Source organism: Mycobacterium fragae (assembly GCF_002102185.1).
Lineage (GTDB): Bacteria > Actinomycetota > Actinomycetes > Mycobacteriales > Mycobacteriaceae > Mycobacterium > Mycobacterium fragae.
Map to the genome: position 1 here is coordinate 497,633 of NZ_LQOW01000031.1, position 23,179 is coordinate 520,811.

A 23,179-nucleotide genomic window follows, 5' to 3' on the forward strand; every position below is an offset into this window, starting at 1 on the left:
ATGGCGCTGGAGTTGTTGGCATCTGGCGCACCCGTGCTGGTCGCCGGTGGCGGCATCACCGGCCGCTCGGTGCTGGCGGCGCTGGCCCCGCTGGATGTGGTGCCGACCCTCTGCGACGACGACCCCGCCATTCGCCGGCAGCACGCCGACGCCGGGGTGGCGACCGTGAGTCCGGCGACTGCGGCGCAACACATCACCGACTACGCGCTGGTCATCATCAGCCCTGGCTTTGCGCCGACCGCGCCGCTGCCGGTCGCGGCTGCGGCGGCCGGCGTGCCGATCTGGGGCGACGTCGAACTGGCGTGGCGGCTCGATGCGTCAGGACACTACGGGCCGCCGCGACGCTGGCTGGCGGTCACCGGCACCAACGGCAAGACCACCACCACCTCAATGCTGCACGCCATGCTGACGGCCGCGGGCCTTGACGCGCGGCTATGCGGAAACATCGGCAACCCGGTGCTGGACGCGCTCCGTGAGCCGGCCGACCTGCTGGCCGTCGAACTGTCCAGCTTCCAGCTGCACTGGGCGCCCTCGGTGCGACCCGAGGCGGGCGCGGTGCTCAACATCGCCGAGGACCACCTGGACTGGCACGGCAGCATCGCCGACTACACCGCGGCCAAGGCACGCGTGCTGCGCGGCCGGGTGGCGGTGACCGGGCTGGACGATCCCCGCGCTGCGGCGCTGCTGCCTACCGCGCAGGCGCCGGTGCGGGTCGGTTTCCGGCTGGGCGAACCCGCCGCCGGGGAGCTGGGGGTGCGCGACGGCTGGCTCGTCGACCGGGCCTTCTCCGACGACCTGGCGCTGGCGGCGGTCTCGTCGATCCCGGTGCCGGGGCCGGTGGGCGTGCTCGACGCGCTGGCGGCCGCCGCGCTGGCCCGCAGTGTCGGGGCGCCCGCCGAGGCGATCGCGACCGCGTTGGCATCCTTTCGGGTGGGCCCGCACCGCGCCCAGGTGGTGGCCGTCGTCGACGAGGTCAGCTACGTCGACGATTCCAAGGCCACCAACCCGCATGCTGCCGAGGGGTCGGTGTTGGCCTACCCGCGAGTGGTGTGGATAGCCGGTGGTCTGCTCAAGGGCGCCTCGGTCGAGCAGACCGTGGCGAGGATCGCGTCTCGGCTGGTCGGCGTGGTTTTGATCGGCCGTGACCGGGCTCAGGTTGCCGAGGCGTTATCACGACACGCGCCCGATGTCCCCGTCGTACCGGTCGTGACAGGCGAGGATGCTGTTATGCATGCGACTGCTGAGCCTCGTGTTACCAATGTGACAGAAGTGGTCCCTCGGCCCGGGGAGCCGGTCGGCGCTGCCGTGATGAGCGCCGCCGTCGCCGCCGCGAAAGCCCTCGCCCGACCCGGCGACACGGTGCTGCTGGCGCCGGCCGGTGCATCATTTGACCAGTTCACCGGCTATGCGGACCGGGGCGATGCGTTCGCAGCCGCGGTGCGCGCCACGGCCCGATAGCTCGGTGTGAAGAACCCGCTGGCCCGGTTGTTCCACCGGGAGACGAAGCGCGAGGCGACGGCCGCCCCTGCCGACGCCCCGGCCACGGCGCCGGGCGCTGCGCGGACCCGGTTCGGTGCCTGGCTGGGCCGGCCGTTGACGTCGTTTCACCTGATCATCGCGGTGGCGGCGCTGTTGACCACGCTGGGGCTGACCATGGTGCTCTCGGCGTCCGGGGTGCGGTCTTACGACGACGACGGATCGGCGTGGGTCATCTTCGGGCGGCAGGTGCTGTGGACGGTGATCGGACTCGTCGCCTGCTACCTGGCGTTGAGATTGCCGGTGCGCTTCATGCGGCGCATGGCGTTCTCCGGTTTCGCGCTGACCATCGTGTTGCTGGTGTTGGTGCTGGTTCCCGGAATCGGCAAGGAAGCCAACGGTTCTCGCGGGTGGTTCGTGATCGCCGGCCTGTCGATGCAGCCCTCCGAACTGACCAAGATCGCGTTCGCCATCTGGGGTGCGCATCTGCTGGCCGCCCGGCGCATGGAGCGGGCCTCGCTGCGGGAAATGCTGATCCCGCTGGTGCCGGCGGCCGTCATCGCGCTGGCGCTCATCGTGGCCCAGCCGGACCTGGGCCAGACGGTGTCGATGGGCATCATTTTGCTGGCCCTGTTCTGGTATGCCGGCCTGCCGCTACGGGTTTTCCTGAGCTCGCTGATCGCGGTGATCATGGCGGCGGGGATCCTGGCGGTGTCGGCCGGCTACCGCTCCGACCGGGTCCGATCGTGGCTGAACCCCGGGCAGGATCCACAGGACACCGGGTATCAGGCCAGGCAGGCGAAGTTCGCGCTGGCCAACGGCGGCATTTTCGGCGACGGCCTGGGGCAGGGCACCGCCAAGTGGAACTACCTGCCCAACGCCCACAACGACTTCATCTTCGCGATCATCGGCGAGGAACTCGGCCTGGTCGGCGCCCTCGGGCTGCTGGGCCTGTTCGGGTTGTTCGCCTACACCGGGATGCGCATCGCACGCCGGTCCGCCGACCCGTTTTTGCGGCTGCTGACCGCGACCACCACGATGTGGGTGATCGGCCAGTCGTTCATCAACGTTGGCTACGTGATCGGCCTGCTGCCGGTCACGGGAATTCAGCTGCCGCTCATCTCCGCGGGTGGAACATCAACGGCCACAACACTTTTGATGATCGGCATGATGGCAAACGCGGCGCGTCACGAGCCTGAGGCGGTCGCCGCGCTGCGGGCCGGACGCGACGACCGGATGAACCGCCTGCTGCGACTGCCGTTGCCCGAGCCCTATGCGCCGACTCGGGTCGAGGCGCTGCGCGACCGGCTGCGCGGTCGGCCGCAACCGGCCAAGCCACAGCGAAAGCCCGCACGGGCGGCGCGACCCCGTACGGGGGATCGGCGCACCGGACGGGCGGGGCATCATGGAGGCGGACAGCGGTACACCGGTCAGCGTCATGCAAGCACTGGGCATGGTCGTAAAAAGGACCGCGCACTGGAAGGTCAGCGCTACGGGTGAACGACTCGGTCGCAGGGTCATCGGTCACAGGGCCAACCGGGGAATCGTCGTTGTCGGTGGTGATCGCGGGTGGCGGCACGGCCGGGCACGTCGAGCCCGCGATGGCCGTCGCCGACGCGCTGGTGGCAATGGACCCGCAGGTCCGGGTAACAGCGCTGGGCACCCGGCGTGGGCTGGAGACCAAGCTGGTGCCCCAGCGCGGCTACCAGCTCGAGCTGATCACCCCGGTCCCGCTGCCACGTAAGCCCAGCGGTGACCTGGCCCGCCTGCCGCTTCGGGTGTGGCAGGCCGTCCGGCAGACCAGCGTCGTGCTCGACAAGGTCGGCGCCGACGTGGTGATCGGGTTCGGCGGCTACGTGGCGCTGCCCGCCTACCTGGCCGCCCGCCGGCGTCGCGTCCCGGTGGTGATCCACGAAGCCAACGCCAGCGCCGGGCTGGCCAACCGGGTCGGCGCCCGCAGCGCGCAACGGGTGCTCTCGGCGGTCTCGGACTGCGGCCTGCCGCGTGCCGAGGTGGTCGGCGTGCCGGTCCGGTCGGCCATCACCTCGCTGGACCGCGCGGCGTTGCGGCCGGCGGCGCGTGCACACTTCGGATTCGCCGACGACGCGCGGGTCCTGCTGGTGTTCGGCGGCTCGCAGGGAGCCGCTTCCATCAATCGGGCCGTCGCCGCGGCCGCCGGCGCGCTGGCGGCCGCGGGAGTAGCCGTGCTGCACGCCTACGGCGCAAAGAACATTCTCGATTTGCGCACGCCGCAGCCGGGCGATCCGCCCTACGTCGCGGTGCCGTATCTGGACCGCATGGATCTGGCTTATGCCGCAGCGGATCTGGCGATCTGCCGCTCCGGGGCGATGACCGTCGCCGAGGTATCGGCCGTCGGGCTGCCCGCCATCTACGTGCCGCTGCCGATCGGCAACGGCGAGCAACGGCTCAACGCGTTGCCGGTGGTCAACGCGGGCGGCGGGCTGATTGTCGCCGATGCCGATCTGACGCCGGAGTTCGTCGCCGATCAGGTGGCCGGGCTATTGGGCGACGCACCGCGGCTGGCGGCGATGACGAGGGCCGCGGCGCTGGTCGGTCACCGCGACGCGGCGCAGCAGGTGGCCCACGCGGCCCTGGACCTGGCCAAGCAGGCGCGCGAGGCCCGCGCTTTGCGGCGGGGGTTGCGGTGAACGCCGAGCCGTTGCCGGCCGAGCTGCAGCGCGTGCACATGGTCGGCATCGGAGGCGCGGGCATGTCCGGTATCGCCCGCATCTTGCTGGACCGCGGCGGGATGGTGTCGGGGTCGGACGCCAAGGAGTCGCGCGGCGTGCGTGCGCTGCGCGCCCGCGGTGCGCTGATCCGCATCGGCCATGACGCGTCGTCGCTGGATCTGCTGCCCGGCGGCGCCACGGCGGTGATCACCACTCATGCCGCAATCCCGAAGACCAATCCCGAGCTCGTCGAGGCCCGTCGGCGCGGCATCCCGGTGGTGCTGCGCCCGGCCGTGCTGGCCAAGCTGATGGCCGGGCGCACCACGCTGATGGTCACGGGTACGCACGGTAAGACCACGACGACGTCGATGCTCATCGTGGCGCTGCAACACTGCGGTAAGGATCCGTCCTTCGCGGTCGGCGGCGAGCTGGGGGAGGCCGGCACCAACGCCCACCACGGCAGCGGTGACTGTTTCGTGGCCGAGGCCGACGAAAGTGACGGCTCGCTGCTGGAATACACGCCGAACGTCGCGGTGGTCACCAACATCGAGTCCGACCATCTCGACTTCTTCGGCAGCGCCGACGCCTACGTCGCGATGTTCGACTCTTTCGTGGAGCGGCTGGCCCCGGGCGGAGCGCTCGTCGCGTGCATCGACGACCCGGGCGCGGCGGCGTTGGCCGAACGCACTGCGGCGCTGGGGATTCGGGTGCTGCGCTATGGTTCTCCATCTTCGCAGGCCTCGCCTGAGCAGCTGACCGCCGCGCTCCTGTCCTGGGAGCAACAGGGCACCGGCGCGGTTGCGCACATCAAGCTGGCCGGCGAAATCCACCCGTGGGTGATGCGGCTGTCGGTGCCGGGCCGGCACATGGCGCTCAATGCGCTGGGGGCGCTGGTGGCCGCCATCGAGGTCGGCGCGCCGGCCGATGGTGTGCTCGACGGGCTGGCCGGATTCGAAGGAGTCCGACGCCGATTCGAGTTGATCGGAACCGCGGGTTCGGTGCGGGTTTTCGACGACTACGCCCACCATCCGACCGAGATCAGCGCGACGCTGGATGCGGTGCGCACGTTGCTGGAACAGGGCGGTGGCGGCCGGTCGATCGTAGTGTTTCAGCCACATTTGTATTCGCGGACAAAGGCTTTCGCCGCTGAATTCGGCCGCGCGCTGGATGCCGCAGACGAGGTTTTTGTTCTCGACGTCTACGCCGCGCGGGAACAACCGGTGGCCGGCGTGAGTGGAGCCAGCGTCGCCGAGCACGTCAGCGTGCCGGTGCAGTATCTGCCGGACTTCTCCGCGGTCGCCGACGCGGTCGCCGCGACCGCGAGGGCGGGCGACGTCATCGTCACCATGGGCGCCGGCGACGTCACCATGCTGGGCCCGGAGATCCTGACCGCGCTTCGGGTACGCGCCAATCGCAGTGCGCCGGGCCGGCGGGAGGTGCCCTGGTGACCGAGGAAGACGACGCCCCTTCCGAAACTGCCGTCACCGAACCGATTTTCGCTTCGGGGCCGCCAGACGACCAGCCCGAGGGCCCCCGGCGGCGGGCCCGCCGTGAACGCGCCGAGCGCCGCGCCGCGCAGGCCCGCGCGATGGCGATCGAGCAGGCCCGCCGAGAAGCCAAACGCCGGGCCCGCGGCGGCTTCGGGTCCGAGCAAAAACCTGTCCCGCGCGGCGCGGTCCGGGGCCTGAAGCTGGTGCTCGCCACCGCGGCACTGGTCGTGGTCGCCGTCGCGCTCGGGCTGATCCTCTATTTCACGCCGGTGATGTCCGCGCGCAGCGTCATCGTCACCGGGACGGGCGCGGTGAGCCGCGACGAGGTGCTCGACGCGGCGAAGGTGCAACTCGGAACGCCGCTGCTGCAGATCAACACCGATCAGGTCGCCGACCGGGTGGCGGCGATCCGACGGGTGGCGAGCGCGCGGGTGCAGCGGCAGTATCCGTCGGCGCTGCGGATCACCATCGTCGAGCGGGTTCCGGTGGTGGTCAAGGACTTTCCCGACGGCCCGCACCTCTACGACCGCGACGGCGTCGACTTCGCGACCGCTCCGCCACCTCCGGCGCTGCCCTATATCGACGTCGACAACCCGGGGCCCACCGACCCGCCGACCAAGGCCGCGCTCGAGGTGCTGACCGCGCTGCGTCCCGAGGTCGCCGCTCAGGTGGGCCGGATCGCTGCGCCCTCGGTTGCGTCGATCACGCTGACACTGGCCGACGGGCGGACGGTGATCTGGGGGACCACCGACCGCACCGAGGAAAAGGCCGAGAAGCTGACGGCCCTGTTGACCCGGCCGGGCCGGACCTACGACGTGTCCAGCCCGGATCTGCCGACAGTTAAATAGGCCGGCCGCCCACCCCGACGAATGTGAGGCTGGCTGCAAGTTCGGGGCCGACTGTGAAGCTGGCCGCACACTCGGACAGGAAAAATCGCCGGAAATTCGCCGGACGCTCATCGGCGCGCCTGCATGGATCGTGCGCGCGGGGGCCATACCGTTCTGTTTGCGCGGAACTACTTGACATAACTCTAACCCTTTACTTGAGGTTTAGGTTTGCCAGGCGGCTACGCCAAGGCCAAGTCCCCTAGGGAGGAAGACGGAATGATGACCCCCCCGCACAACTACCTGGCCGTCATCAAAGTCGTGGGTATCGGCGGTGGCGGCGTCAACGCCGTCAACCGGATGATCGAGCAGGGCCTCAAGGGCGTGGAGTTCATCGCGATCAACACCGACGCTCAGGCGCTGTTGATGAGCGATGCCGACGTCAAGCTCGACGTCGGGCGCGACTCGACGCGCGGACTGGGCGCCGGCGCGGATCCCGAGGTCGGGCGCAGGGCCGCCGAAGATGCCAAGGACGAAATCGAGGAGCTGCTGCGCGGGGCCGACATGGTGTTCGTCACCGCAGGCGAGGGCGGCGGCACCGGCACCGGCGGGGCGCCCGTCGTCGCCAGCGTGGCCCGCAAGCTGGGCGCGTTGACGGTCGGCGTCGTCACGCGCCCGTTCTCCTTCGAGGGCAAGCGGCGTGGCCAGCAGGCCGAGATCGGCATCACCGCGCTGCGCGAAAGCTGTGACACGCTGATCGTGATCCCCAACGACCGGCTGCTGCAGATGGGCGATGCTGCGGTGTCGTTGATGGACGCCTTCCGCAGCGCCGACGAGGTGCTGCTCAACGGTGTGCAGGGCATCACCGACCTGATCACCACGCCGGGGCTGATCAACGTCGACTTCGCCGACGTCAAAGGCATCATGTCGGGTGCGGGAACGGCGCTGATGGGCATCGGTTCGGCCCGCGGCGACGGCCGGGCGCTCAAGGCCGCCGAGATCGCGATCAACTCGCCGCTGCTGGAAGCCTCCATGGAGGGTGCTCAAGGTGTGCTGATGTCCATCGCCGGCGGCAGCGACCTGGGCCTGTTCGAGATCAATGAGGCGGCCTCGTTGGTGCAAGACGCCGCCCACCAAGACGCCAACATCATTTTCGGCACGGTCATCGACGACTCGCTGGGCGACGAAGTGCGAGTCACCGTGATCGCGGCGGGCTTCGACGCCAACGGGATGGGCCGAAAGCCGGTCGTCGGCAGCAGCCAGGGCCAGGGCATCGCGTCGGGCAAGGCCGGCAAGGTCAGTTCGACGCTGTTCGAGCCCGCTGACGCGCTCAGTGTGCCCGTGCCGACCAACGGCGCAACGCTGAACATCGGTGGCGACGACGACGAGGACGTCGACGTGCCGCCCTTCATGCGCCGCTAGCCGTGTCTGGGCCGGTCGGATACTGGGCAGGTGAGCGTTCGCATCCGGCGTGTGACGACGACCCGGGCCGGGGGAGTCTCGGCGCCACCGTTCGACACCTTCAACCTCGGTGATCATGTCGGCGACGACCCGCGCGCGGTGGCGGCCAACCGGGCCCGGCTGGCCGCTGCGATCGGCCTCGGCGCCGAGCGGGTGGTGTGGATGAACCAGGTGCACGGTGATCGGGTCGAGGTCGTCGACGGCCCGCGCGACGCTCCGATCGATGACACCGACGCATTGGTGACGAGCACGCCGCGGCTGGCCCTGGCGGTGGTGAGCGCCGACTGCGTGCCGGTGCTGCTGGGTGACGCGCGTGCCGGTGTCGTCGGCGCCGTGCACGCCGGCCGAGTCGGTGCACGCGACGGCGTGGTGGCCCGGGCGGTCGAGGCGATGCTGTCCGCCGGCGCCCATGCAGCCGACATTTCGGCACTGCTGGGCCCGGCGGTCAGCGGGCACAACTACGAAGTGCCCGCAGCCATGGCCGACGAGGTGGAGGCGGCCTTGCCTGGCAGTCGCACCACCACTTCGGCAGGCACCCCCGGACTGGACCTTCGCGCCGGAATCGCTTGTCAGCTCAAGTCTTTGGGTATCCAAGCCATCGATATCGACCCGCGCTGCACGGTCGACGACGTCAGCCTGTTCAGCCATCGCCGGGGCGCGCCGACGGGCCGGATGGCTTCGGTGGTGTGGATGGAGAGCTGGGAATGAGCGCCGTGGCAGTAAAGCTTTCCCCGGATCGGGAATCCGAATTGGCCGACGCTTTGGCGGCGCTGCGAACGCGGCTTGCGACGGCCGCCGAAGCCGCCGGCCGCAAAGTCGACGAAATTGAACTTCTGCCGATTACCAAATTCTTTCCGGCAACCGATGTCGCGATTTTGTCGCGATTGGGATGTGCGGCCGTTGGCGAATCCCGCGAACAGGAGGCCTCGGCCAAGGTGCATGAAGTCCGGCGGTTGCTGGGACCGGGGTCCGCCGCGATGCGCTGGCACATGGTCGGCCAGATCCAGCGCAACAAGGCGCGTTCGCTGGCCGGCTGGGCGCATACCGTCCACTCGGTGAGCAGCATCCGGGTGATCAGGGCGCTCGACCGCGCGGTGGCCGCGGCACTGGATGAGGGCCGTCGGCGCAGCCCGCTGCGGGTCTACGTGCAGATCAGCCTCGACGGCGATGAGTCGCGCGGCGGCGTCGACGTCTCGAATCCCGAGGCGATCGACGAGATCTGCGCGCAGGTCGACGGCTCTGGTGCCCTGGAACTGGTTGGGCTGATGGGCATCCCGCCGCTGGACTGGGACCCGGAGAGAGCGTTCGCGCGTCTGCAGTCGGAGCATCGACGGGTGCTCGAATCGCAACCGCATGCGGCAGGATTGTCGGCAGGGATGTCAAACGACCTAGAAATGGCGGTTGAACATGGTTCGACGTGTGTGCGTGTCGGTACCGCGCTATTGGGCCGGAGACCGCTACGGTCACCCTGAATAGTCACTCCAGTCACATCTTCATCACAGACACCGGAACTCCCAGAGCCTAGAAGGGGTCACGCGATGAGCACACTGCACAAGGTCAAGGCCTACTTCGGTATGGCCCCGATGGAGGACTACGACGACGAGTACTACGACGACCACCCCCCGACCCGGGGCGGCTACTCGCGGCAGCGGTACGCCGAGGATGGTTACGGCCGTTACGAGGGCCGCTACGACGGGCCCGATTACGACGAGCCGGGCAGCTATCGCGGCGGCTATCCCGACGAGCCCCGATTCCGCTCCCATGACTACGACCGCAGCGAGTTGGCCCGGCCGCGATTCGGGTCGTTGCGCGGCTCCACCCGCGGTGCGTTGGCAATGGATCCGCGCCGGATGGCCATGCTGTTCGACGAGGGCAGCCCGCTGTCGAAGATCACCACGCTGCGGCCTAAGGATTACAGCGAGGCCCGCACCATCGGCGAGCGGTTCCGCGACGGCACCCCGGTGATCATGGACCTGGTTTCGATGGACAACGCCGACGCCAAGCGCCTGGTCGACTTCGCGGCCGGGTTGGCGTTCGCGCTGCGCGGTTCGTTCGACAAGGTCGCGACCAAGGTGTTTCTGCTTTCGCCCGCCGACATCGACGTGTCGCCCGAGGAGCGTCGCCGGATCGCCGAAACCGGCTTCTACGCCTACCAGTAACGTCCCGCTGCGAGGCGGCCGGATGTGCTGGTGCCGGCCGAGTCGGTAGGCTTGCGGTCACCGCGCCGGCCGCAAGCCGGTGATGTCGTCAATGTCACATCCTCATAAAAGGTCGGGCTCTAGTTGGCGCTCTTCATACATATCGTTGGTTTCGCGCTGTTTGTCTTCTGGCTGCTGCTCATCGCACGGGTCGTCGTCGAGTTCATTCGCTCATTCAGCCGCGACTGGCACCCGCGCGGCGCCACCGTGGTGGTCCTCGAGGTGATCATGTCGGCCACCGACCCGCCGGTGAAGCTGCTGCGCCGACTGATCCCGCAGCTCAATCTCGGCGCCGTCCGCCTCGACCTGTCGATCATGGTGCTGCTGCTGGTGGCGTTCATCGGCATGTCCTTGGCCCTCGATTACCAGGGGTGAGCGCCGGCGATCCCATGTCGCCGAGGCGTTGCTGGGGCGCGAGTGGGGTTTGCCGCGAGCGGATTTCGTTGCCTTAAGGCCGGCATTTGCCCGCTCTTAGAGTTTGAAATTCGGTCTTAATTATTGGCGGTCCCGGCAACCGCCGGGTCTGGTGTGACAGGATGGGCGGCAGTTGCAGTATGGCTACCACACCGTTCATACCGATCTACACTTTCCTGGTCGGTTTGACCGTCAAGACTCGAGGGGGCAAAGAATGCCGCTTACACCAGCCGACGTCCACAATGTGGCGTTCAGTAAGCCGCCAATCGGCAAGCGAGGCTACAACGAAGACGAGGTCGACGCCTTCCTCGACTTGGTGGAAAACGAGCTGACCCGGCTCATCGAAGAGAACTCCGACCTGCGCCAGCGGGTCAACGAGCTGGACCAGGAGCTTGCCAGCGCCCGCGCCGGCGGTGGCGCCGCGGCTGCGCCCCAGCCTCAGCCCAGCCCGTCGGTGCCGCTGTACGAGCCCGAGCCCGAACCCGTCCAGCCCGCGCCGGCGCCGGCGGCAACATCCAGCGCACTCGGCGAGGAGCAGGCCATCAAGGCCGCTCGGGTGTTGAGTTTGGCCCAGGACACCGCCGACCGGCTGACCGGTACCGCCAAGGCGGAGTCGGAGAAGATGATGGCCGACGCCCGCGCCAACGCCGACCAGATCCTCAGCGAGGCCCGGCGGGAGGCCGAGACGACGGTCGCCGAAGCCCGGCAGCGTGCCGACGCTCTGCTGGCCGATGCGCAAACCCGCGCCGACGCCCAGCTGCGCCAGGCCCAGGAGAAGGCCGACGCGTTGCAGGCCGACGCCGAACGGAAGCACTCCGAGATCATGGGCACCATCAACCAGCAGCGCACCGTGCTGGAGGGCCGCCTCGAACAATTGCGCACGTTCGAACGTGAGTACCGCACGCGGCTGAAGACGTACCTGGAGTCCCAGCTCGAAGAGCTCGGCCAGCGCGGCTCCGCGGCACCGGTCGACTCGAGCGCAACTAATGACGCCGCCGGGTTCAACCAGTTCAATCGGGGTAATAACTAGCTGAACCGAAGGTCGGCCGGAGGTTTACCGATGCTGATTATCGCGCTGGTGCTGGCCGTGATAGGCCTGGCCGCGCTGGTGTTTGCGGTCGTCACCAGCAACGAGGTGATCGCCTGGGTGTGCATCGGCGCCAGCGTGCTTGGCGTCGTGCTGCTGATCATCGACGCACTGCAGGAACGCCAGCGACGTGAGGCGGGTGGCCCGGAGCGGCCTGCGGAGGCAGCGACCCAGGGTTACGAGGAAACAGCCAGCCCGGACGAAGGCGGAGCGGGCGAGGACGTGTTCGCGGACTATCCCGAGGACGCCTCCGGCGAGGCGAAAGACGAAGAGCTGCGGTCACATCCGGCCGACTCGGGCACCGACGAGGGCGCCGAAACCCGCTAAGTCCGCGTGGCGAGCAGTTCGCGGACCTCGTCGTCGTCGACCTGATGAAAATCGACGTAAACCTGCCCGACCGCTTCGAAGTCGGGCGGCATACTCGCGCAGACCACGTCGTCGGCCTCCTCTAACAGCTCTTGGCACGCTGACGGCGGTCCCACCGGCACGGCGACGATGATCGACTCGGGGCCGGCGGCCCGCACTGCGCGTACCGCCGCCAGCATGCTCGCGCCGGTGGCAATGCCGTCGTCGACCAGGATCACGGTCTTCCCGCGCGGGTCGGCGACCGGTCTCCCACCGCGGTAGGCCTGCTCGCGCCGCTGGAGTTCGGCCGTCTCGCGGTCGATCACCGCGCGTATCTGGTCGTCGCTGATGGCCAGACTCGACAGCACATTCTCGTTCATCACGACGCCGCCGCCACTTGCCAACGCCCCCATCGCCAGCTCCGGCCACTGCGGCACGCCCAGCTTTCGCACCAGAAACACATCGAGTTCGGCGTGCAGGGCGGAGGCGACTTCCCAGCCGACAGGAACACCGCCGCGGGCCAGCCCCAAGACCAGCAGACCGGCCTTCCCCCGATACGACGCCAGCTCCTCGGCCAGCACTCGGCCCGCTTCCCGACGGTCGCGGAAGGTGCGTCGCGACGTTCGCCGCAAAAAGCCACTCGGTCGGTTCATCGTCGTTCCCTGACTCGTGGACAGTTCAAGCCTACGCATGGTGTCGGTGTAATGACGCGGGCTTGCGGTTTGAGATTCGCGCACGCAGGGGAACCGGTGCACCGTGAATGGCGCGGACATCGGGGTCGTCGGCGCCGGCATCGTGGGCCTCGCAACCGCCTACGCGCTGATCGAGCGGAAAGCCTCGGTGCGCGTCTACGAAAGCGGGATTCCCGGAAACGGTCAGTCCGGTGGCGAGGGGCGGATTTTTCGCCACGCGCACGACGATCCCCGTTTGGTGGCCTTCGCCCGGGACAGCCGCGCGATCTGGGACAAGTGGTCACAGCGGCTGGGTAGCGGGCTGATCTCGGATGACGGGGCGGTCGCGATCGGCCCCGCCGTGGAGCGCCGGCTGCCGATCCTGGAAAGAGTCGGCGGGGTCCCGGTACGCCGAATCGGCCCGGATGAACTCGCGGAGCGAATTCCGGTGCTGGCTCACTACGACGGCCCCGCGATGCTCGACGAAGCGGGTGGGGCGATCCGTACCCGGGCGGCGATCGAGGCCCTCACCGGATGGATCGGAGACAGCCTGGTCGCCGACGAGGTGATCTCGATACGCCCGAGCAAGCGCGGCACGGTCGAGGTGGTGTGCGGCGGGAGTCGCACCGAGCATTCCGGCGTCGTGGTCTGTGCGGGACGCGGCACCGCACGGCTGGCCCGAAGCGTCGGCTTGGCGTTGCCGGTGCGACTGGGCGCACACGTGCGGCTGACGTTCGAGGTCCGCAATCACGTAAAGCGGCTGGCCTGTCTACAGGACAGCAGTGGCGTGTTCGGCGAAACCGGCGTCTACGCGGCCGCCACCCCCGGCAACCACCGCTACGGCGTGGGGCTCAGTGAGGCCACCCCGGCGAAGGAGGACGGCAGCTTCACCGAGCCCGAGGCACTTGCCGCGCTGGCCGAAAGGGCCAGTGCCTATGTGCGACAGGCGCTTTCGGGGCTCGATCCCCGCCCGGTGGATTACCGGCACTGCTGGGTGACGACACTGCCGTGGAGCGACGACGCGTTCGCCGTCTGGCAGCGCGAGGGCATTGTCTTTGTCGCCGGCCACAATCTGTTCAAGCAGGCGCCCGCCCTCGGCCGGGCACTCGCCCGGTTGGCGCTCGGCGAGGAGCCGGGCGTCGATCTGCGGCCCGAAGCCAGGCTGGGCAGTTAATCACTGCTGATCGATGCGGCTCGCGCCGAAACCGACGTATTGCAGGCCACCACTCGCACTTTGTCTGCAAAACGTCAGTCTCGCGACAGTCGTGTGTCCGAGGGGGGACTTGAACCCCCACGCCCATTAGTAGGGCACTAGCACCTCAAGCTAGCGCGTCTGCCATTCCGCCACTCGGACCGACGCCAACAATTGGCAGCTAAGGCTATCGGATCGCCTGCCCCCGACCCAAAACCGGCGAGCAGTCTCAATGGTAGGAAAGGTGACTGTGACGGTGCCAACCGATACCCCGGGCGACGACGTGGTGGATGTCGTCAGCACGCTGATCCGGTTCGACACCACCAACACCGGCGACCTGAGCACCACCAAGGGCGAGGCCGACTGCGCCCACTGGATTGCGCGTCAGTTGGAGGAGGTCGGCTACCAGGTGGAATACCTGGAATCCGGCGCGCCGGGGCGAGGCAACGTCTTCGCCCGCTTGAGGGGCGCCGACAGTTCGCGCGGGGCGCTGATGATTCACGGGCACCTCGACGTGGTTCCTGCGGAGGCGGCCGATTGGAGTGTGCATCCGTTCTCCGGCGCCGTCGCGGACGGGTATGTCTGGGGCCGCGGCGCGGTCGACATGAAAGACATGGTCGGCATGATGATCGTGGTGGCCCGACAGTTCCGGCGGGCCGGCGTCGTGCCGCCGCGTGACCTGGTGTTCGCGTTCCTCGCCGACGAAGAGAACGGCGGCAGGTACGGCTCGCAATGGCTGGTCGACAATCGCCCCGACCTGTTCGACGGCGTCACCGAGGCGGTGGGCGAGGTTGGTGGCTACTCGCTGACCGTGCCGCGCCGTGATGGCGGTGAGCGTCGGCTCTATCTCGTCGAAACCGCTGAGAAGGGGCTGCACTGGATGCGGCTGACGGCGCGGGGCCGCGCCGGGCACGGGTCGATGACGCATGACCACAACGCGGTCACCTGGGTCGCCGAAGCGGTGGCGCGGCTGGGCCGCCACCGCTTCCCGCTGGTGTTGACCGACAGCGTCGCGCAGTTCCTCGCGGCCGTCGGCGAAGAGACCGGCTACACCTTTGACACCGATTCACCGGACCTGGAGGGGGCCATCGACAAGCTCGGACCGATCGCCCGCGTCGTCAAGGCCACCCTGCGCGACACCGCCAACCCCACCATGCTCAAGGCCGGCTACAAGGCCAACGTGGTTCCGGCGTCTGCCGAGGCCGTGGTGGACTGCCGCATCCTGCCCGGTCGGCAGGCCGCATTCGAGGCCGAGGTCGACGAGCTGATCGGTCCGGAGGTGAGCCGGGAGTGGATCACCGCGCTGCCGTCATATGAGACCAGCTTCGACGGCGATCTGATCGACGTGATGAACTCCGCGCTGCTGGCGGTGGATCCCGATGCCCGCATCGTGCCGTACATGCTGTCCGGGGGAACCGATGCGAAAGCCTTCGCGCGCTTAGGGATTCGCTGTTTCGGTTTCACCCCGTTGCGCCTGCCGCCGGACCTGGATTTCACTGCGTTGTTCCACGGCGTCGATGAGCGGGTACCCGTCGATGCGCTGAGGTTCGGCACTGAGGTGCTGGCACACTTTTTGACACACTGCTAGTCGAGCTGCTGACGAGACGAGAGGACTGACCATGATCGCACCGCCCGACCCGTACGCCACGCTGCCGAAGCTGCCGTCGTTTCATCTGGAATCGGCCTCGATCACCGATGGACAGCCGCTGGCCACCGCCCAGATCAGCGGGATCATGGGCGCGGGCGGCGAGGATGTCAGCCCACAACTGAGCTGGTCGGGCTTCCCGGAAGAGACGCGCAGCTTCGCGGTCACCGTCTACGACCCCGATGCGCCGACCTTGTCCGGCTTCTGGCACTGGGCGGTGGCCAACCTGCCCGCCTCGGTTACCGAGCTGCCCGACGGCGTGGGCGATGGCCGTGAACTACCGGGTGGGGCGCTGACGCTGGTCAACGACGCCGGCATGCGCCGCTATGTCGGGGCGGCGCCGCCCAAGGGTCATGGGCCGCATCGCTACTACGTCACCGTGCACGCGGTCGACGTCGAAAAACTCGACCTCCCCGAGGATGCCAGCCCGGCGTTTTTGGGCTTCAACCTGTTCCAGCACGCGATCGCACGGGCCGTCATCTACGGCACCTACGAGCAGCGGTAGCTAGCACTTACGGTTGGCCGACCCGACGGCCTCGCTCAACGCGGCGAATCCGCCGTCGCGCAGCCGGCGGGCGATACCGTCGTGAATGTGCTTGGCCCACAAGCCTCCTCCGTAGATGAAGCCCGTGTAGCCCTGCAGCAGCGACGCTCCCGCGGTGATGCGGTCCCACGCGTCGTCGACGGTCTCGATGCCGCCGACGCTGATGAGCGTCAACCGCTGGCCGACCCGGTCGTAGAGCCGTCGCAGCACCTCGGTGGCCCGGCGCGCCAGCGGCGGCCCCGAGATACCGCCGGGGCCGAGCGCGTCCGCCCCCGGTGTGATCAGGCCGTCGCGCGACACCGTGGTGTTGGTGGCCACAATGCCGGCCAAACCGAGCTCGACCGCCAGGTCCGCGATGTCGTCGATATCGGAATCGGCCAAATCCGGTGCAATCTTCACCAGCACCGGCGTCGAGGTCTCCGCGAGCACGGCGGACAGGACGGCGCGCAGCGACTCGACCGCCTGCAGATCGCGCAGCCCAGGCGTGTTCGGCGAACTCACGTTGACCACCAGATACGACGCCAGCGGGCCGACCAGCCGAGCGCTGGCCGCATAATCGTCGGCGGCGCGTTCGGGCGGGGTGGATTTGGTCATGCCGATGTTGACTCCGATGGGTACATCGGGGCGCTGCCGCGCGAGCCTGGTCGCCAGCTCAGCCGCGCCGCGATTGTTGAAGCCCAGCCGGTTGAGCAGGGCGCGATCAGCGGGCAGCCGAAACATGCGGGGCGCCGGGTTGCCCGGTTGCGGGCGGGCGGTGACGGTCCCCACCTCGGCGTAGCCGAAGCCCAGCGCACCCCAGGTGTGCAGCCCCAGGCCGTCCTTGTCGAAGCCCGCGGCCAGGCCCAGGGGACCCGGGAACCGAACCCCGAACACCGTGCTGACCAGTATCGGGTCGGCCGGTGCCAGTGCCCGGTGAAGGAGCCGCCGCGCCGGTGCGGGCGCGGTGCTGCCCCGTAGCGCGGCGAACACCACCGTGTGGATGCGTTCGGCCGGCACCAGGAACAGCGCCCGGCGGAGTACGCCGTACACCGTTACAGCGCGGGCTGGTCGGGCCGCCCGCCCTCGTCAAAGCGAGATTTCTTGCGGCGCAACAACACCCGTCGGCTCCCGTCGGTGTAGAGCCGAACCCGGGTCAGCTCCCAGCCGCGGTACTCCGCTTCGATGGACAGCCGGGTCGAGGCGCTGAGCCTGGTCACCTCCGGCGGCAGGCGCAGCGGCGCCCACTCGTATTCGTCGGACATCTCGGTGTCCCACCCCGCCGGCAGCCGGCTGCGCCGCGCCGCGGTCAACGGGGACCCGCCGCATGTTCGATGACCTGAACTCCCTCGCCGGAACCCGACACCACATACAACGTGCCCGAAGCATCATCGAAGGCCAGCGTGTTGGGTTGCCGCACGGTTGGGTATCGCACCTTTTCGACGGGTATTCCGGTGGACAGATCGTAACCAATGACCATATTCGCCGCGGTCTGCGACACCCAGGTCAGCCCACGGGATCCCGCCAGACCATACGGTGACTGCGGCACGGGATAGGCCTGGCGCAGGATCAGCGGGTCGACGCCGAACGCCAGCAGCTGGCCACCCCGAGTGTCGGCGACCAGCAGCCGCCCCGCCGGATCGGCCGCCAGGGTGGTGGCGCCCTGGCCGGCGCGCAACGCCTGCCCGACCTTGCCGTCGACGCCGATCGTGGTAACCGAAGTCTGTGCGCGATCCAAGACCGCGACGGTATTTCCCTGCACAGCAAGAGAATCCACACGCGCAAAGATGTGTATCCGGCTGGTGACTGTGGCCGGAGCGGAAAGCAGGTACACCGTGCCGTCGGCCGTCCCCAGCGCGAGGGTCCGGTCGGCGCGCCGGGCGATCGCCGTGAATTCGACGTTGTCCGCGCCGGTGACAGCCACGCGTGTCACCCGCCCGGCCGGCAGATCGACCACGAAGTAGCCGCCGCGGGCGGACAAATAAGCTGTGCCGTCGCCGTCACCGGTTAGCCCGCTCGCCGGCCCGGGCAGGTCGATCACGCGAAGCGGAGTTTGCTGGGAGCTCAAGAGCGCGAGGCTTTTGGCGGCCCGGGATTGCCCGCTTGCGGTCAGCGTCGCCAGGAGGGCAGTCCGATGGTCGAATATCGCCGCCTGGCCGTCGCCGCCCATCGGACGCACCAAACCCGCTGGACTGCGCGAGGTCGGGGGCGACTGCACCGGCTGTGCGGGGTCGGTCGTCGGCGGCGTTGCCTCGAGCGTATTGGATGTACATCCAACGACCGTGATCAGCAAAAACAGCAGGCTGGCGGCGCAGCGGTGAACTGCCTGTTCGCCGTGTTTACGGATATGCGGCACGGGGTAACTTTCGGATATGCGCCGGAAGGCTGGCTGGGAGTCCGATTCTAAGGAAGATTGCCCGGGGCGGTGCGGCAACGCCGCGGCGGCTACCGGTCTGCAGCGAGGTAGGGTCGCGCCATGAGCGTTGCCGCCGATCGCCGATTCTCCGACAGCGAGTTTGCTATCGAGGACATGTGGTCGGGGGTCTTCTCGGCCAAAGTGCTGGCCAGTGGGTTCGGGCAGGTCGGCGACGGGCGCAGTTTCGCCTTCCGCATCGAAGGTCAGTGGCTGCTTGTCGAGATCTACCGGCCGCGGCTGAGCGGGCCCGTCCCGCAGCCCGAAGACGTGGTGGCCACGGCGCGGCGCAGCGTCGTCGACGTCGACGTCACCGACGAGCGCAGCCTGGCCGCGGCGGTCCGTGACTCCGTGGTGTCTGCCGAGCCGGTCACCGGCTAAGCCCCTCCTGTAGCGGCCGGGCACACCCGGTACGGTCGTCGTCGTGACTGCGACGCCGACGATGTCTTGGTCGCAGGTCATCGTTTTGGCTGTGGTGCAAGGTCTGACCGAGTTCTTGCCGGTGTCGTCATCGGGCCACCTCGCGATCGTGTCGCGAATCTTCTTCGCCGACGACGCCGGCGCGTCATTCACCGCCGTCACGCAATTGGGCACTGAGGCCGCAGTATTGGCTTATTTCGCCCGGGACATCGTGCGGATCGTCAAAGCTTGGGTTGACGGCCTGGTTGTCACTCGAGCCCTTCCCAAGCACCGTACTTCGGACTACCGGCTGGGTTGGTATGTGATCATCGGGACGATCCCGATCTGCGTGCTGGGCGTGGTGTTCACCGATGAGATCCGTTCGGGGGTACGCGATCTGTGGGTGGTGGCGACAGCGCTGGTGGTGTTCTCGGCGGTCATTGCGGCCGCCGAGTATTTCGGTCGGCAAAGCCGCCACATCGACCAGCTAACCTGGCGCGATGCGGTCGTCGTTGGCTTCGCCCAAACGCTGGCGTTGGTCCCCGGGGTGTCGCGGTCCGGGGCCACCATCAGCGCCGGGCTGTTTCTCGGGCTCGAACGTGAGCTGGCCGCTCGGTTCGGCTTTCTGCTTGCCATTCCGGCGGTGTTCGCCTCCGGGTTGTTCTCCTTGCCGGACGCCTTCCAACCGGTTCGTGAGGGGATGAGCGCCACCGGCCCGCAGCTGTTGGTGGCCACCGTGATCGCCTTTGTCATCGGGCTCGCCGCGGTGGCGTGGTTTCTGCGGTTTCTGGTGGCGCACAGCATGTATTGGTTCGTCGGCTACCGGGTCGCGGTCGGTGTCGGCGTGATGATCCTGTTGGCGAGCGGGGTGGTGGCGCCGAGATGACCGTCATCCTGTTACGGCATGGCCGCTCCAGCTCGAACACGGCACACGTCCTGGCCGGCCGCTCCGAGGGCGTCGACCTCGACGACAAGGGCCGCGAGCAAGCCGCCGAACTGAGCGACCGCCTCGGTGATCTGCCGATCCGGGCAGTGGTGTCCTCGCCGCTGCTGCGGTGCCGGCGCACGATCGAGCCGCTGGCCGAACGGCTCGGCGTCGAACCCGTCGTCGACGAACGGCTCTCCGAGGTGGACTACGGCGAATGGACGGGCCGCAAAATCGCCGAGCTGACCAAGGAGCCGCTGTGGGCGGTGGTGCAAGCGCACCCCAGCGCAGCGGAGTTCCCCGGCGGTGAAGGGCTGGCGCAGGTGCAGACGCGTGCGGTCGCCGCGGTGCGCGACCACGACCGGCGGTTGGCCGAGCAGCATGGCGCCGGTGCGCTGTGGCTGGCCTGCACCCACGGCGACGTCATCAAGGCCGTCGTCGCTGACGCACTCGCGCTGCATTTGGACAACTTTCAGCGCATCAGCGCCGACCCGGCCTCGATGAGCGTGATCAGCTACACCCGGCTGCGCCCGTTCGTGCTGCACGTCAACCACACCGGCGCTCGGCTGACGTCTGCGCTGACCGCGCCCGCGGGACAAGATGGCGAGACGCCGCCCGGTGACGCGGTGGTCGGCGGCTCCACCGATTGACTGTGTTTGTGTCCTGCTGAGACGTTACGACGTAACCGCGACTGCCGGTATTTTGGAAGTGTCATGCCCCGCGCAATTCACGTCTTCCGCTCACCCGACCGCTTCGTCGCCGGGACAGTCGGGCAGCCCGGAAACCGCACCTTCTATCTGCAGGCGGTGCACGACTCTCGGGTGGTGTCGGTGGTGTTGGAGAAGCAGCAGGTGGCGGTGCTCGCCGAGCGCATCGGCGCGCTGCTGCTCGAAGTCAACCGCAGGTTCGGCACACCCGTTCCGCCGGAGACCGCCGACGTTGAAGACCTCAGCCCATTGATCACCCCGGTCGACGCCGAATTCCGCGTCGGGACCATGGGACTGGGCTGGGACTCCGAAGCCCAAACCGTCGTGGTTGAACTGTTGGCGGTCACCGATACCGAGTTCGACGCGTCCGTGGTGCTCGACGACACCGAGGAGGGTCCCGACGCCGTGCGGGTGTTCCTGACGCCGGAGTCGGCACGGGAGTTCGCGACCCGCTCCAACCGTGTCATCTCCGCGGGCCGTCCGCCGTGCCCGCTCTGCGATGAACCGCTGGACCCTGAGGGACACATCTGCGCGCGGACCAACGGCTACCGCCGCAGCGCGTTGCTCGGGCCTGACGATGACGCCGAGGCCTGACGATCGCGAGGTCCTGCGGCGCGGCGAGCTGACCGTCCTGGGACGCATTCGGTCGGCCAGTAACGCCACCTTCCTGTGCGAATCGACGCTGGGAGAGCACAGCGTGCATTGCATCTACAAGCCGGTCGCCGGCGAGGCGCCGCTTTGGGACTTTCCCGACGGGACACTGGCCGGCCGAGAGCTCGGTGCGTACCTGGTGTCCACGCAGTTGGGGTGGAACCTTGTGCCGTACACGATCATTCGGGTCGGGCCGGCCGGTCGCGGCATGCTGCAGCTGTGGGTGGACCAACCCGGTGATGCGCCGGACTCCGATCCCGAGCCGGGGCCCGAACTGGTCGATCTGTTCCCCGCCGGCGAGCCGCCGGCCGGCTATCTGCCGGTGCTGCGGGCCTACGACTACGCCGGTGACGAGGTTATGTTGATGCACGCCGACGACATCAGGCTGTGGCGGATGGCGGTGTTCGACGTGCTGATCAACAACGCCGATCGGAAGGGCGGACACATCCTTCGCGACGTCGACGGGCACGTCTACGGTGTCGATCACGGTGTGTGTCTGCACGTCGAGGACAAGCTGCGCACCGTGCTGTGGGGGTGGGCAGGCAAGCCCGTCGACGAGCGGACGCTGGAAGCGGTAAACCGGCTGGTCGACGCGCTGGCCGGCCCGCTGTGCGACGAACTGGCCGGGCACATAACCGCCGCCGAGATCGCGGCGCTGCGCCGGCGCGCTTGCGCGCTGCTGGACAACCCGGTGATGCCCGGCCCCAACCGACACCGTCCGATCCCCTGGCCGGCGTTCTGAGAGCAGGTAGCGTGGTTCGGCATGCCGCGGTCCTTCGACGCGTCGGTTGACTTTCCGGTCACCGTCGACCAAGTCCATTCAGCGCTGTGCGACGAGGACTACTGGCAGGCGAGGATAGCCGCATTCCAGGCCGGCACGGCCACGCTGGACTCGCTGACCGTCGATTCTGACGACACGGTGACCGTAGCCGTCAGCCTTGGCGTCTCCCGCGACCGGCTGCCCGCGCTGGTCACCAAGCTGGCGGGCGGCGACCTGGAGTGGACGCAGACCCAGAGGTGGAGTCCGGTCGGCCGCGACCGGGTGCGCGGCGAGATCAACATGGCTGTTGCCCGGGTATCGGCGTCCGCAGCCGGACAGGGGCTGCTGGTACCGGACGGCAATGGTTCGCGGCTGGATCTCACCGGGACCGTCAAGGTCAAAGTCCCAGTGGTCGGCGGCGCCATCGAAAGGTTCCTCGGCAGCCAACTCGGCAACGATCTCAGGGCATTCGAGCGCTTCACCACCGAATGGATTGCGGAAAACCACTGACGGTTGGCGATACTGGCGGGGTGAGCCCGGACCTGAGCGACGCCGAGCTGGCCGCGCAGCTGGCGGAGCACGCTGGCAGGCTGTTGCTGGCGGTGCGCGACAAGGTCGGGTTCGACTACCCGTGGCTGCTCGGGGATGCCGGTGACATTCAAGCCAATTCGCTGATCCTGCGGCGGCTACATGCCGAGCGTCCGGGCGACGCGGTGCTGTCCGAGGAGGCCTACGACGATTTGACCCGGTTGCAGGCCGACCGGGTGTGGATCGTCGACCCGTTGGACGGCACCCGCGAATTCTCCGAGCCGGGCCGCGACGACTGGGCCGTGCACGTGGCCTTGTGGCAGCGGCACGGCGGGCCCAGCGGCGCGATCACCGACGCCGCGGTCGCCTTGCCGGCGATGGGGGAGCTGTATCGCAGCGATACCGCCACCGCGCCCCGGACGGGGCATTCGGGGCCGATTCGCATCACCGCAAGCTCGAGCCGCCCGCCCGCGGTGCTGTATCGGCTCGCCGAGCGGTTGGACATCGAGACCGTGCGGATCGGTTCGGCAGGTGCGAAGGCGATGTCGCTGCTGCGCGGTGACGCCGACGCCTACGTTCATGCCGGCGGGCAGTGGGAGTGGGACTCGGCCGCACCGGCGGGCGTGATCCTGGCCGCGGGTATGCATGCCTCGCGGCTGGATGGCTCCGAGCTGGTCTACAACCGCCCCGACCCGTACCTGCCCGACTTCCTGATGTGTCGCCCTGAGCTGGCCGAGGTGCTACTGGCGGCGATCGCAAGCGCGGCGTAGCCGGGCGCTGGGG

At 68.6% G+C, this 23,179-nt stretch carries 25 protein-coding genes, 1 tRNA gene and 1 pseudogene; 22 read left to right on the forward strand and 5 right to left on the reverse strand.

Going from position 1 to position 23,179, the window contains the following annotated elements:
• From murD to AWC06_RS20760, 12 genes are all read left to right on the forward strand, one after another.
• Positions 1 to 1,458 (forward strand): UDP-N-acetylmuramoyl-L-alanine--D-glutamate ligase, encoded by a 1,458-nt coding sequence (murD, locus tag AWC06_RS20705; RefSeq protein ID WP_085199836.1) that lies wholly within the window; start codon positions 1 to 3, stop codon positions 1,456 to 1,458.
• Positions 1,459 to 1,485: 27 nt separating this feature from the next.
• Entirely contained in the window at positions 1,486 to 2,976 is a 1,491-nt protein-coding gene (gene ftsW, locus AWC06_RS20710; RefSeq protein WP_372458194.1) for a putative lipid II flippase FtsW, read from the forward strand.
• Complete coding sequence (gene murG, locus AWC06_RS20715) at positions 2,973 to 4,145, forward strand: undecaprenyldiphospho-muramoylpentapeptide beta-N-acetylglucosaminyltransferase (protein ID WP_085199838.1); 1,173 nt, start codon at positions 2,973 to 2,975, stop codon at positions 4,143 to 4,145. The genes ftsW and murG overlap by 4 nt, the downstream gene beginning before the upstream one ends.
• Positions 4,142 to 5,614, forward strand: a complete 1,473-nt coding sequence (gene murC, locus AWC06_RS20720) for a UDP-N-acetylmuramate--L-alanine ligase (protein ID WP_085199839.1) — start codon at positions 4,142 to 4,144, stop codon at positions 5,612 to 5,614. Before murG ends, murC begins: the two co-directional genes overlap by 4 nt.
• Positions 5,608 to 6,504: a cell division protein FtsQ/DivIB gene (locus AWC06_RS20725; protein WP_139820155.1), complete on the forward strand. Its 897-nt coding sequence runs from the start codon at positions 5,608 to 5,610 to the stop codon at positions 6,502 to 6,504. The genes murC and AWC06_RS20725 overlap by 7 nt, the downstream gene beginning before the upstream one ends.
• A 258-nt stretch (positions 6,505 to 6,762) precedes the next feature.
• Positions 6,763 to 7,902, forward strand: a complete 1,140-nt coding sequence (gene ftsZ, locus AWC06_RS20730; RefSeq protein ID WP_085200093.1) for a cell division protein FtsZ — start codon at positions 6,763 to 6,765, stop codon at positions 7,900 to 7,902.
• A 30-nt stretch (positions 7,903 to 7,932) separates the two neighbouring features.
• Positions 7,933 to 8,649 carry a peptidoglycan editing factor PgeF gene (pgeF, locus tag AWC06_RS20735; RefSeq protein ID WP_085199841.1) on the forward strand — a complete coding sequence of 239 codons (717 nt, stop codon included), beginning with the start codon at positions 7,933 to 7,935 and terminating at the stop codon, positions 8,647 to 8,649.
• A gap of 5 nt (positions 8,650 to 8,654) precedes the next feature.
• Entirely contained in the window at positions 8,655 to 9,413 is a 759-nt protein-coding gene (locus tag AWC06_RS20740; RefSeq protein ID WP_372458193.1) for a YggS family pyridoxal phosphate-dependent enzyme, read from the forward strand.
• A 66-nt stretch (positions 9,414 to 9,479) separates the two neighbouring features.
• Positions 9,480 to 10,100: a cell division protein SepF gene (locus AWC06_RS20745; protein ID WP_085199843.1), complete on the forward strand. Its 621-nt coding sequence runs from the start codon at positions 9,480 to 9,482 to the stop codon at positions 10,098 to 10,100.
• Positions 10,101 to 10,223: 123 nt separating this feature from the next.
• A complete protein-coding gene (locus AWC06_RS20750; RefSeq protein ID WP_085199844.1) occupies positions 10,224 to 10,514 on the forward strand; it encodes a YggT family protein in 291 nt (96 codons plus the stop codon).
• Between the two features lie 253 nt (positions 10,515 to 10,767).
• The gene (gene wag31 / locus AWC06_RS20755; protein ID WP_085199845.1) at positions 10,768 to 11,583 is read left to right on the forward strand and encodes a DivIVA-like cell division protein Wag31; all 816 of its coding nucleotides are present in this window, start codon (positions 10,768 to 10,770) and stop codon (positions 11,581 to 11,583) included.
• A 30-nt stretch (positions 11,584 to 11,613) separates the two neighbouring features.
• On the forward strand, positions 11,614 to 11,967 hold the full coding sequence (locus tag AWC06_RS20760) for a hypothetical protein (RefSeq protein WP_085199846.1): 354 nt from the start codon (positions 11,614 to 11,616) through the stop codon (positions 11,965 to 11,967).
• Here the strand turns inward: AWC06_RS20760 and AWC06_RS20765 are convergent.
• Positions 11,964 to 12,638, reverse strand: a pseudogene (locus AWC06_RS20765) (phosphoribosyltransferase); the annotation flags it as partial. The gene AWC06_RS20760 and the pseudogene AWC06_RS20765 sit on opposite strands and share 4 nt — an antisense overlap.
• A 103-nt stretch (positions 12,639 to 12,741) precedes the next feature.
• Between AWC06_RS20765 and AWC06_RS20770 the strand changes: the two are divergent.
• Positions 12,742 to 13,830, forward strand: a complete 1,089-nt coding sequence (locus AWC06_RS20770; RefSeq protein ID WP_085199848.1) for an NAD(P)/FAD-dependent oxidoreductase — start codon at positions 12,742 to 12,744, stop codon at positions 13,828 to 13,830.
• 94 nt (positions 13,831 to 13,924) lie between these two features.
• Here the strand turns inward: AWC06_RS20770 and AWC06_RS20775 are convergent.
• Positions 13,925 to 14,010: transfer RNA gene (locus tag AWC06_RS20775), tRNA-Leu, on the reverse strand.
• 70 nt (positions 14,011 to 14,080) lie between these two features.
• Here AWC06_RS20775 and AWC06_RS20780 point away from each other — a divergent pair.
• Together AWC06_RS20780 and AWC06_RS20785 are read left to right on the forward strand one after the other, a co-directional pair.
• Entirely contained in the window at positions 14,081 to 15,436 is a 1,356-nt protein-coding gene (locus tag AWC06_RS20780) for a M20/M25/M40 family metallo-hydrolase (protein ID WP_085199849.1), read from the forward strand.
• Between the two features lie 31 nt (positions 15,437 to 15,467).
• The gene (locus tag AWC06_RS20785) at positions 15,468 to 15,998 is read left to right on the forward strand and encodes a YbhB/YbcL family Raf kinase inhibitor-like protein (protein WP_085199850.1); all 531 of its coding nucleotides are present in this window, start codon (positions 15,468 to 15,470) and stop codon (positions 15,996 to 15,998) included.
• On the opposite strand, the gene AWC06_RS20790 is transcribed toward AWC06_RS20785, so the two are convergent.
• From AWC06_RS20790 to AWC06_RS20800, 3 genes are read right to left on the reverse strand one after another with little or no spacing between them, the layout of a single operon-like run.
• Positions 15,999 to 17,066 carry a quinone-dependent dihydroorotate dehydrogenase gene (locus AWC06_RS20790; RefSeq protein WP_085199851.1) on the reverse strand — a complete coding sequence of 356 codons (1,068 nt, stop codon included), beginning with the start codon at positions 17,064 to 17,066 and terminating at the stop codon, positions 15,999 to 16,001.
• A 2-nt stretch (positions 17,067 to 17,068) separates the two neighbouring features.
• Positions 17,069 to 17,326 (reverse strand): DUF5703 family protein, encoded by a 258-nt coding sequence (locus AWC06_RS20795; RefSeq protein ID WP_085199852.1) that lies wholly within the window; start codon positions 17,324 to 17,326, stop codon positions 17,069 to 17,071.
• The gene (locus AWC06_RS20800; protein ID WP_085200094.1) at positions 17,323 to 18,360 is read right to left on the reverse strand and encodes an NHL repeat-containing protein; all 1,038 of its coding nucleotides are present in this window, start codon (positions 18,358 to 18,360) and stop codon (positions 17,323 to 17,325) included. The genes AWC06_RS20795 and AWC06_RS20800 overlap by 4 nt, the downstream gene beginning before the upstream one ends.
• A gap of 129 nt (positions 18,361 to 18,489) precedes the next feature.
• Here AWC06_RS20800 and AWC06_RS20805 point away from each other — a divergent pair, with 129 nt between their 5' ends.
• From AWC06_RS20805 to AWC06_RS20835, 7 genes are all read left to right on the forward strand, one after another.
• Positions 18,490 to 18,807, forward strand: coding sequence for a hypothetical protein (locus AWC06_RS20805; protein WP_085199853.1), 318 nt, complete (start codon positions 18,490 to 18,492; stop codon positions 18,805 to 18,807).
• Positions 18,808 to 18,868: 61 nt separating this feature from the next.
• Positions 18,869 to 19,711, forward strand: coding sequence for an undecaprenyl-diphosphate phosphatase (locus tag AWC06_RS20810; RefSeq protein WP_085200095.1), 843 nt, complete (start codon positions 18,869 to 18,871; stop codon positions 19,709 to 19,711).
• Positions 19,708 to 20,400 (forward strand): histidine phosphatase family protein, encoded by a 693-nt coding sequence (locus AWC06_RS20815; protein WP_085199854.1) that lies wholly within the window; start codon positions 19,708 to 19,710, stop codon positions 20,398 to 20,400. Before AWC06_RS20810 ends, AWC06_RS20815 begins: the two co-directional genes overlap by 4 nt.
• Positions 20,401 to 20,463: 63 nt before the next feature.
• On the forward strand, positions 20,464 to 21,051 hold the full coding sequence (locus tag AWC06_RS20820; RefSeq protein ID WP_085199855.1) for a DUF3090 domain-containing protein: 588 nt from the start codon (positions 20,464 to 20,466) through the stop codon (positions 21,049 to 21,051).
• Entirely contained in the window at positions 21,035 to 21,850 is an 816-nt protein-coding gene (locus tag AWC06_RS20825) for an SCO1664 family protein (protein WP_085199856.1), read from the forward strand. Before AWC06_RS20820 ends, AWC06_RS20825 begins: the two co-directional genes overlap by 17 nt.
• 21 nt (positions 21,851 to 21,871) lie before the next feature.
• Complete coding sequence (locus AWC06_RS20830; RefSeq protein ID WP_085199857.1) at positions 21,872 to 22,378, forward strand: DUF2505 domain-containing protein; 507 nt, start codon at positions 21,872 to 21,874, stop codon at positions 22,376 to 22,378.
• Positions 22,357 to 23,166 carry a 3'(2'),5'-bisphosphate nucleotidase CysQ gene (locus tag AWC06_RS20835; RefSeq protein WP_085199858.1) on the forward strand — a complete coding sequence of 270 codons (810 nt, stop codon included), beginning with the start codon at positions 22,357 to 22,359 and terminating at the stop codon, positions 23,164 to 23,166. Before AWC06_RS20830 ends, AWC06_RS20835 begins: the two co-directional genes overlap by 22 nt.
• Positions 23,167 to 23,179 lie beyond the last annotated feature (13 nt).

Coding starts and splice junctions, on each gene's coding strand:
- AWC06_RS20815 (WP_085199854.1), top strand. CDS start 19,708: ATGACCGTCATCCTGTTACGGCATGGCCGCTCCAGCTCGAACACGGCA.
- AWC06_RS20785 (WP_085199850.1), top strand. CDS start 15,468: ATGATCGCACCGCCCGACCCGTACGCCACGCTGCCGAAGCTGCCGTCG.
- AWC06_RS20835 (WP_085199858.1), top strand. CDS start 22,357: ATGGATTGCGGAAAACCACTGACGGTTGGCGATACTGGCGGGGTGAGC.
- AWC06_RS20745 (WP_085199843.1), top strand. CDS start 9,480: ATGAGCACACTGCACAAGGTCAAGGCCTACTTCGGTATGGCCCCGATG.
- murD (WP_085199836.1), top strand. CDS start 1: ATGGCGCTGGAGTTGTTGGCATCTGGCGCACCCGTGCTGGTCGCCGGT.
- ftsZ (WP_085200093.1), top strand. CDS start 6,763: ATGACCCCCCCGCACAACTACCTGGCCGTCATCAAAGTCGTGGGTATC.
- AWC06_RS20780 (WP_085199849.1), top strand. CDS start 14,081: ATGGTAGGAAAGGTGACTGTGACGGTGCCAACCGATACCCCGGGCGAC.
- AWC06_RS20825 (WP_085199856.1), top strand. CDS start 21,035: ATGACGCCGAGGCCTGACGATCGCGAGGTCCTGCGGCGCGGCGAGCTG.
- AWC06_RS20830 (WP_085199857.1), top strand. CDS start 21,872: ATGCCGCGGTCCTTCGACGCGTCGGTTGACTTTCCGGTCACCGTCGAC.
- AWC06_RS20810 (WP_085200095.1), top strand. CDS start 18,869: ATGTCTTGGTCGCAGGTCATCGTTTTGGCTGTGGTGCAAGGTCTGACC.
- wag31 (WP_085199845.1), top strand. CDS start 10,768: ATGCCGCTTACACCAGCCGACGTCCACAATGTGGCGTTCAGTAAGCCG.
- AWC06_RS20820 (WP_085199855.1), top strand. CDS start 20,464: ATGCCCCGCGCAATTCACGTCTTCCGCTCACCCGACCGCTTCGTCGCC.
- AWC06_RS20805 (WP_085199853.1), top strand. CDS start 18,490: ATGAGCGTTGCCGCCGATCGCCGATTCTCCGACAGCGAGTTTGCTATC.
- AWC06_RS20760 (WP_085199846.1), top strand. CDS start 11,614: ATGCTGATTATCGCGCTGGTGCTGGCCGTGATAGGCCTGGCCGCGCTG.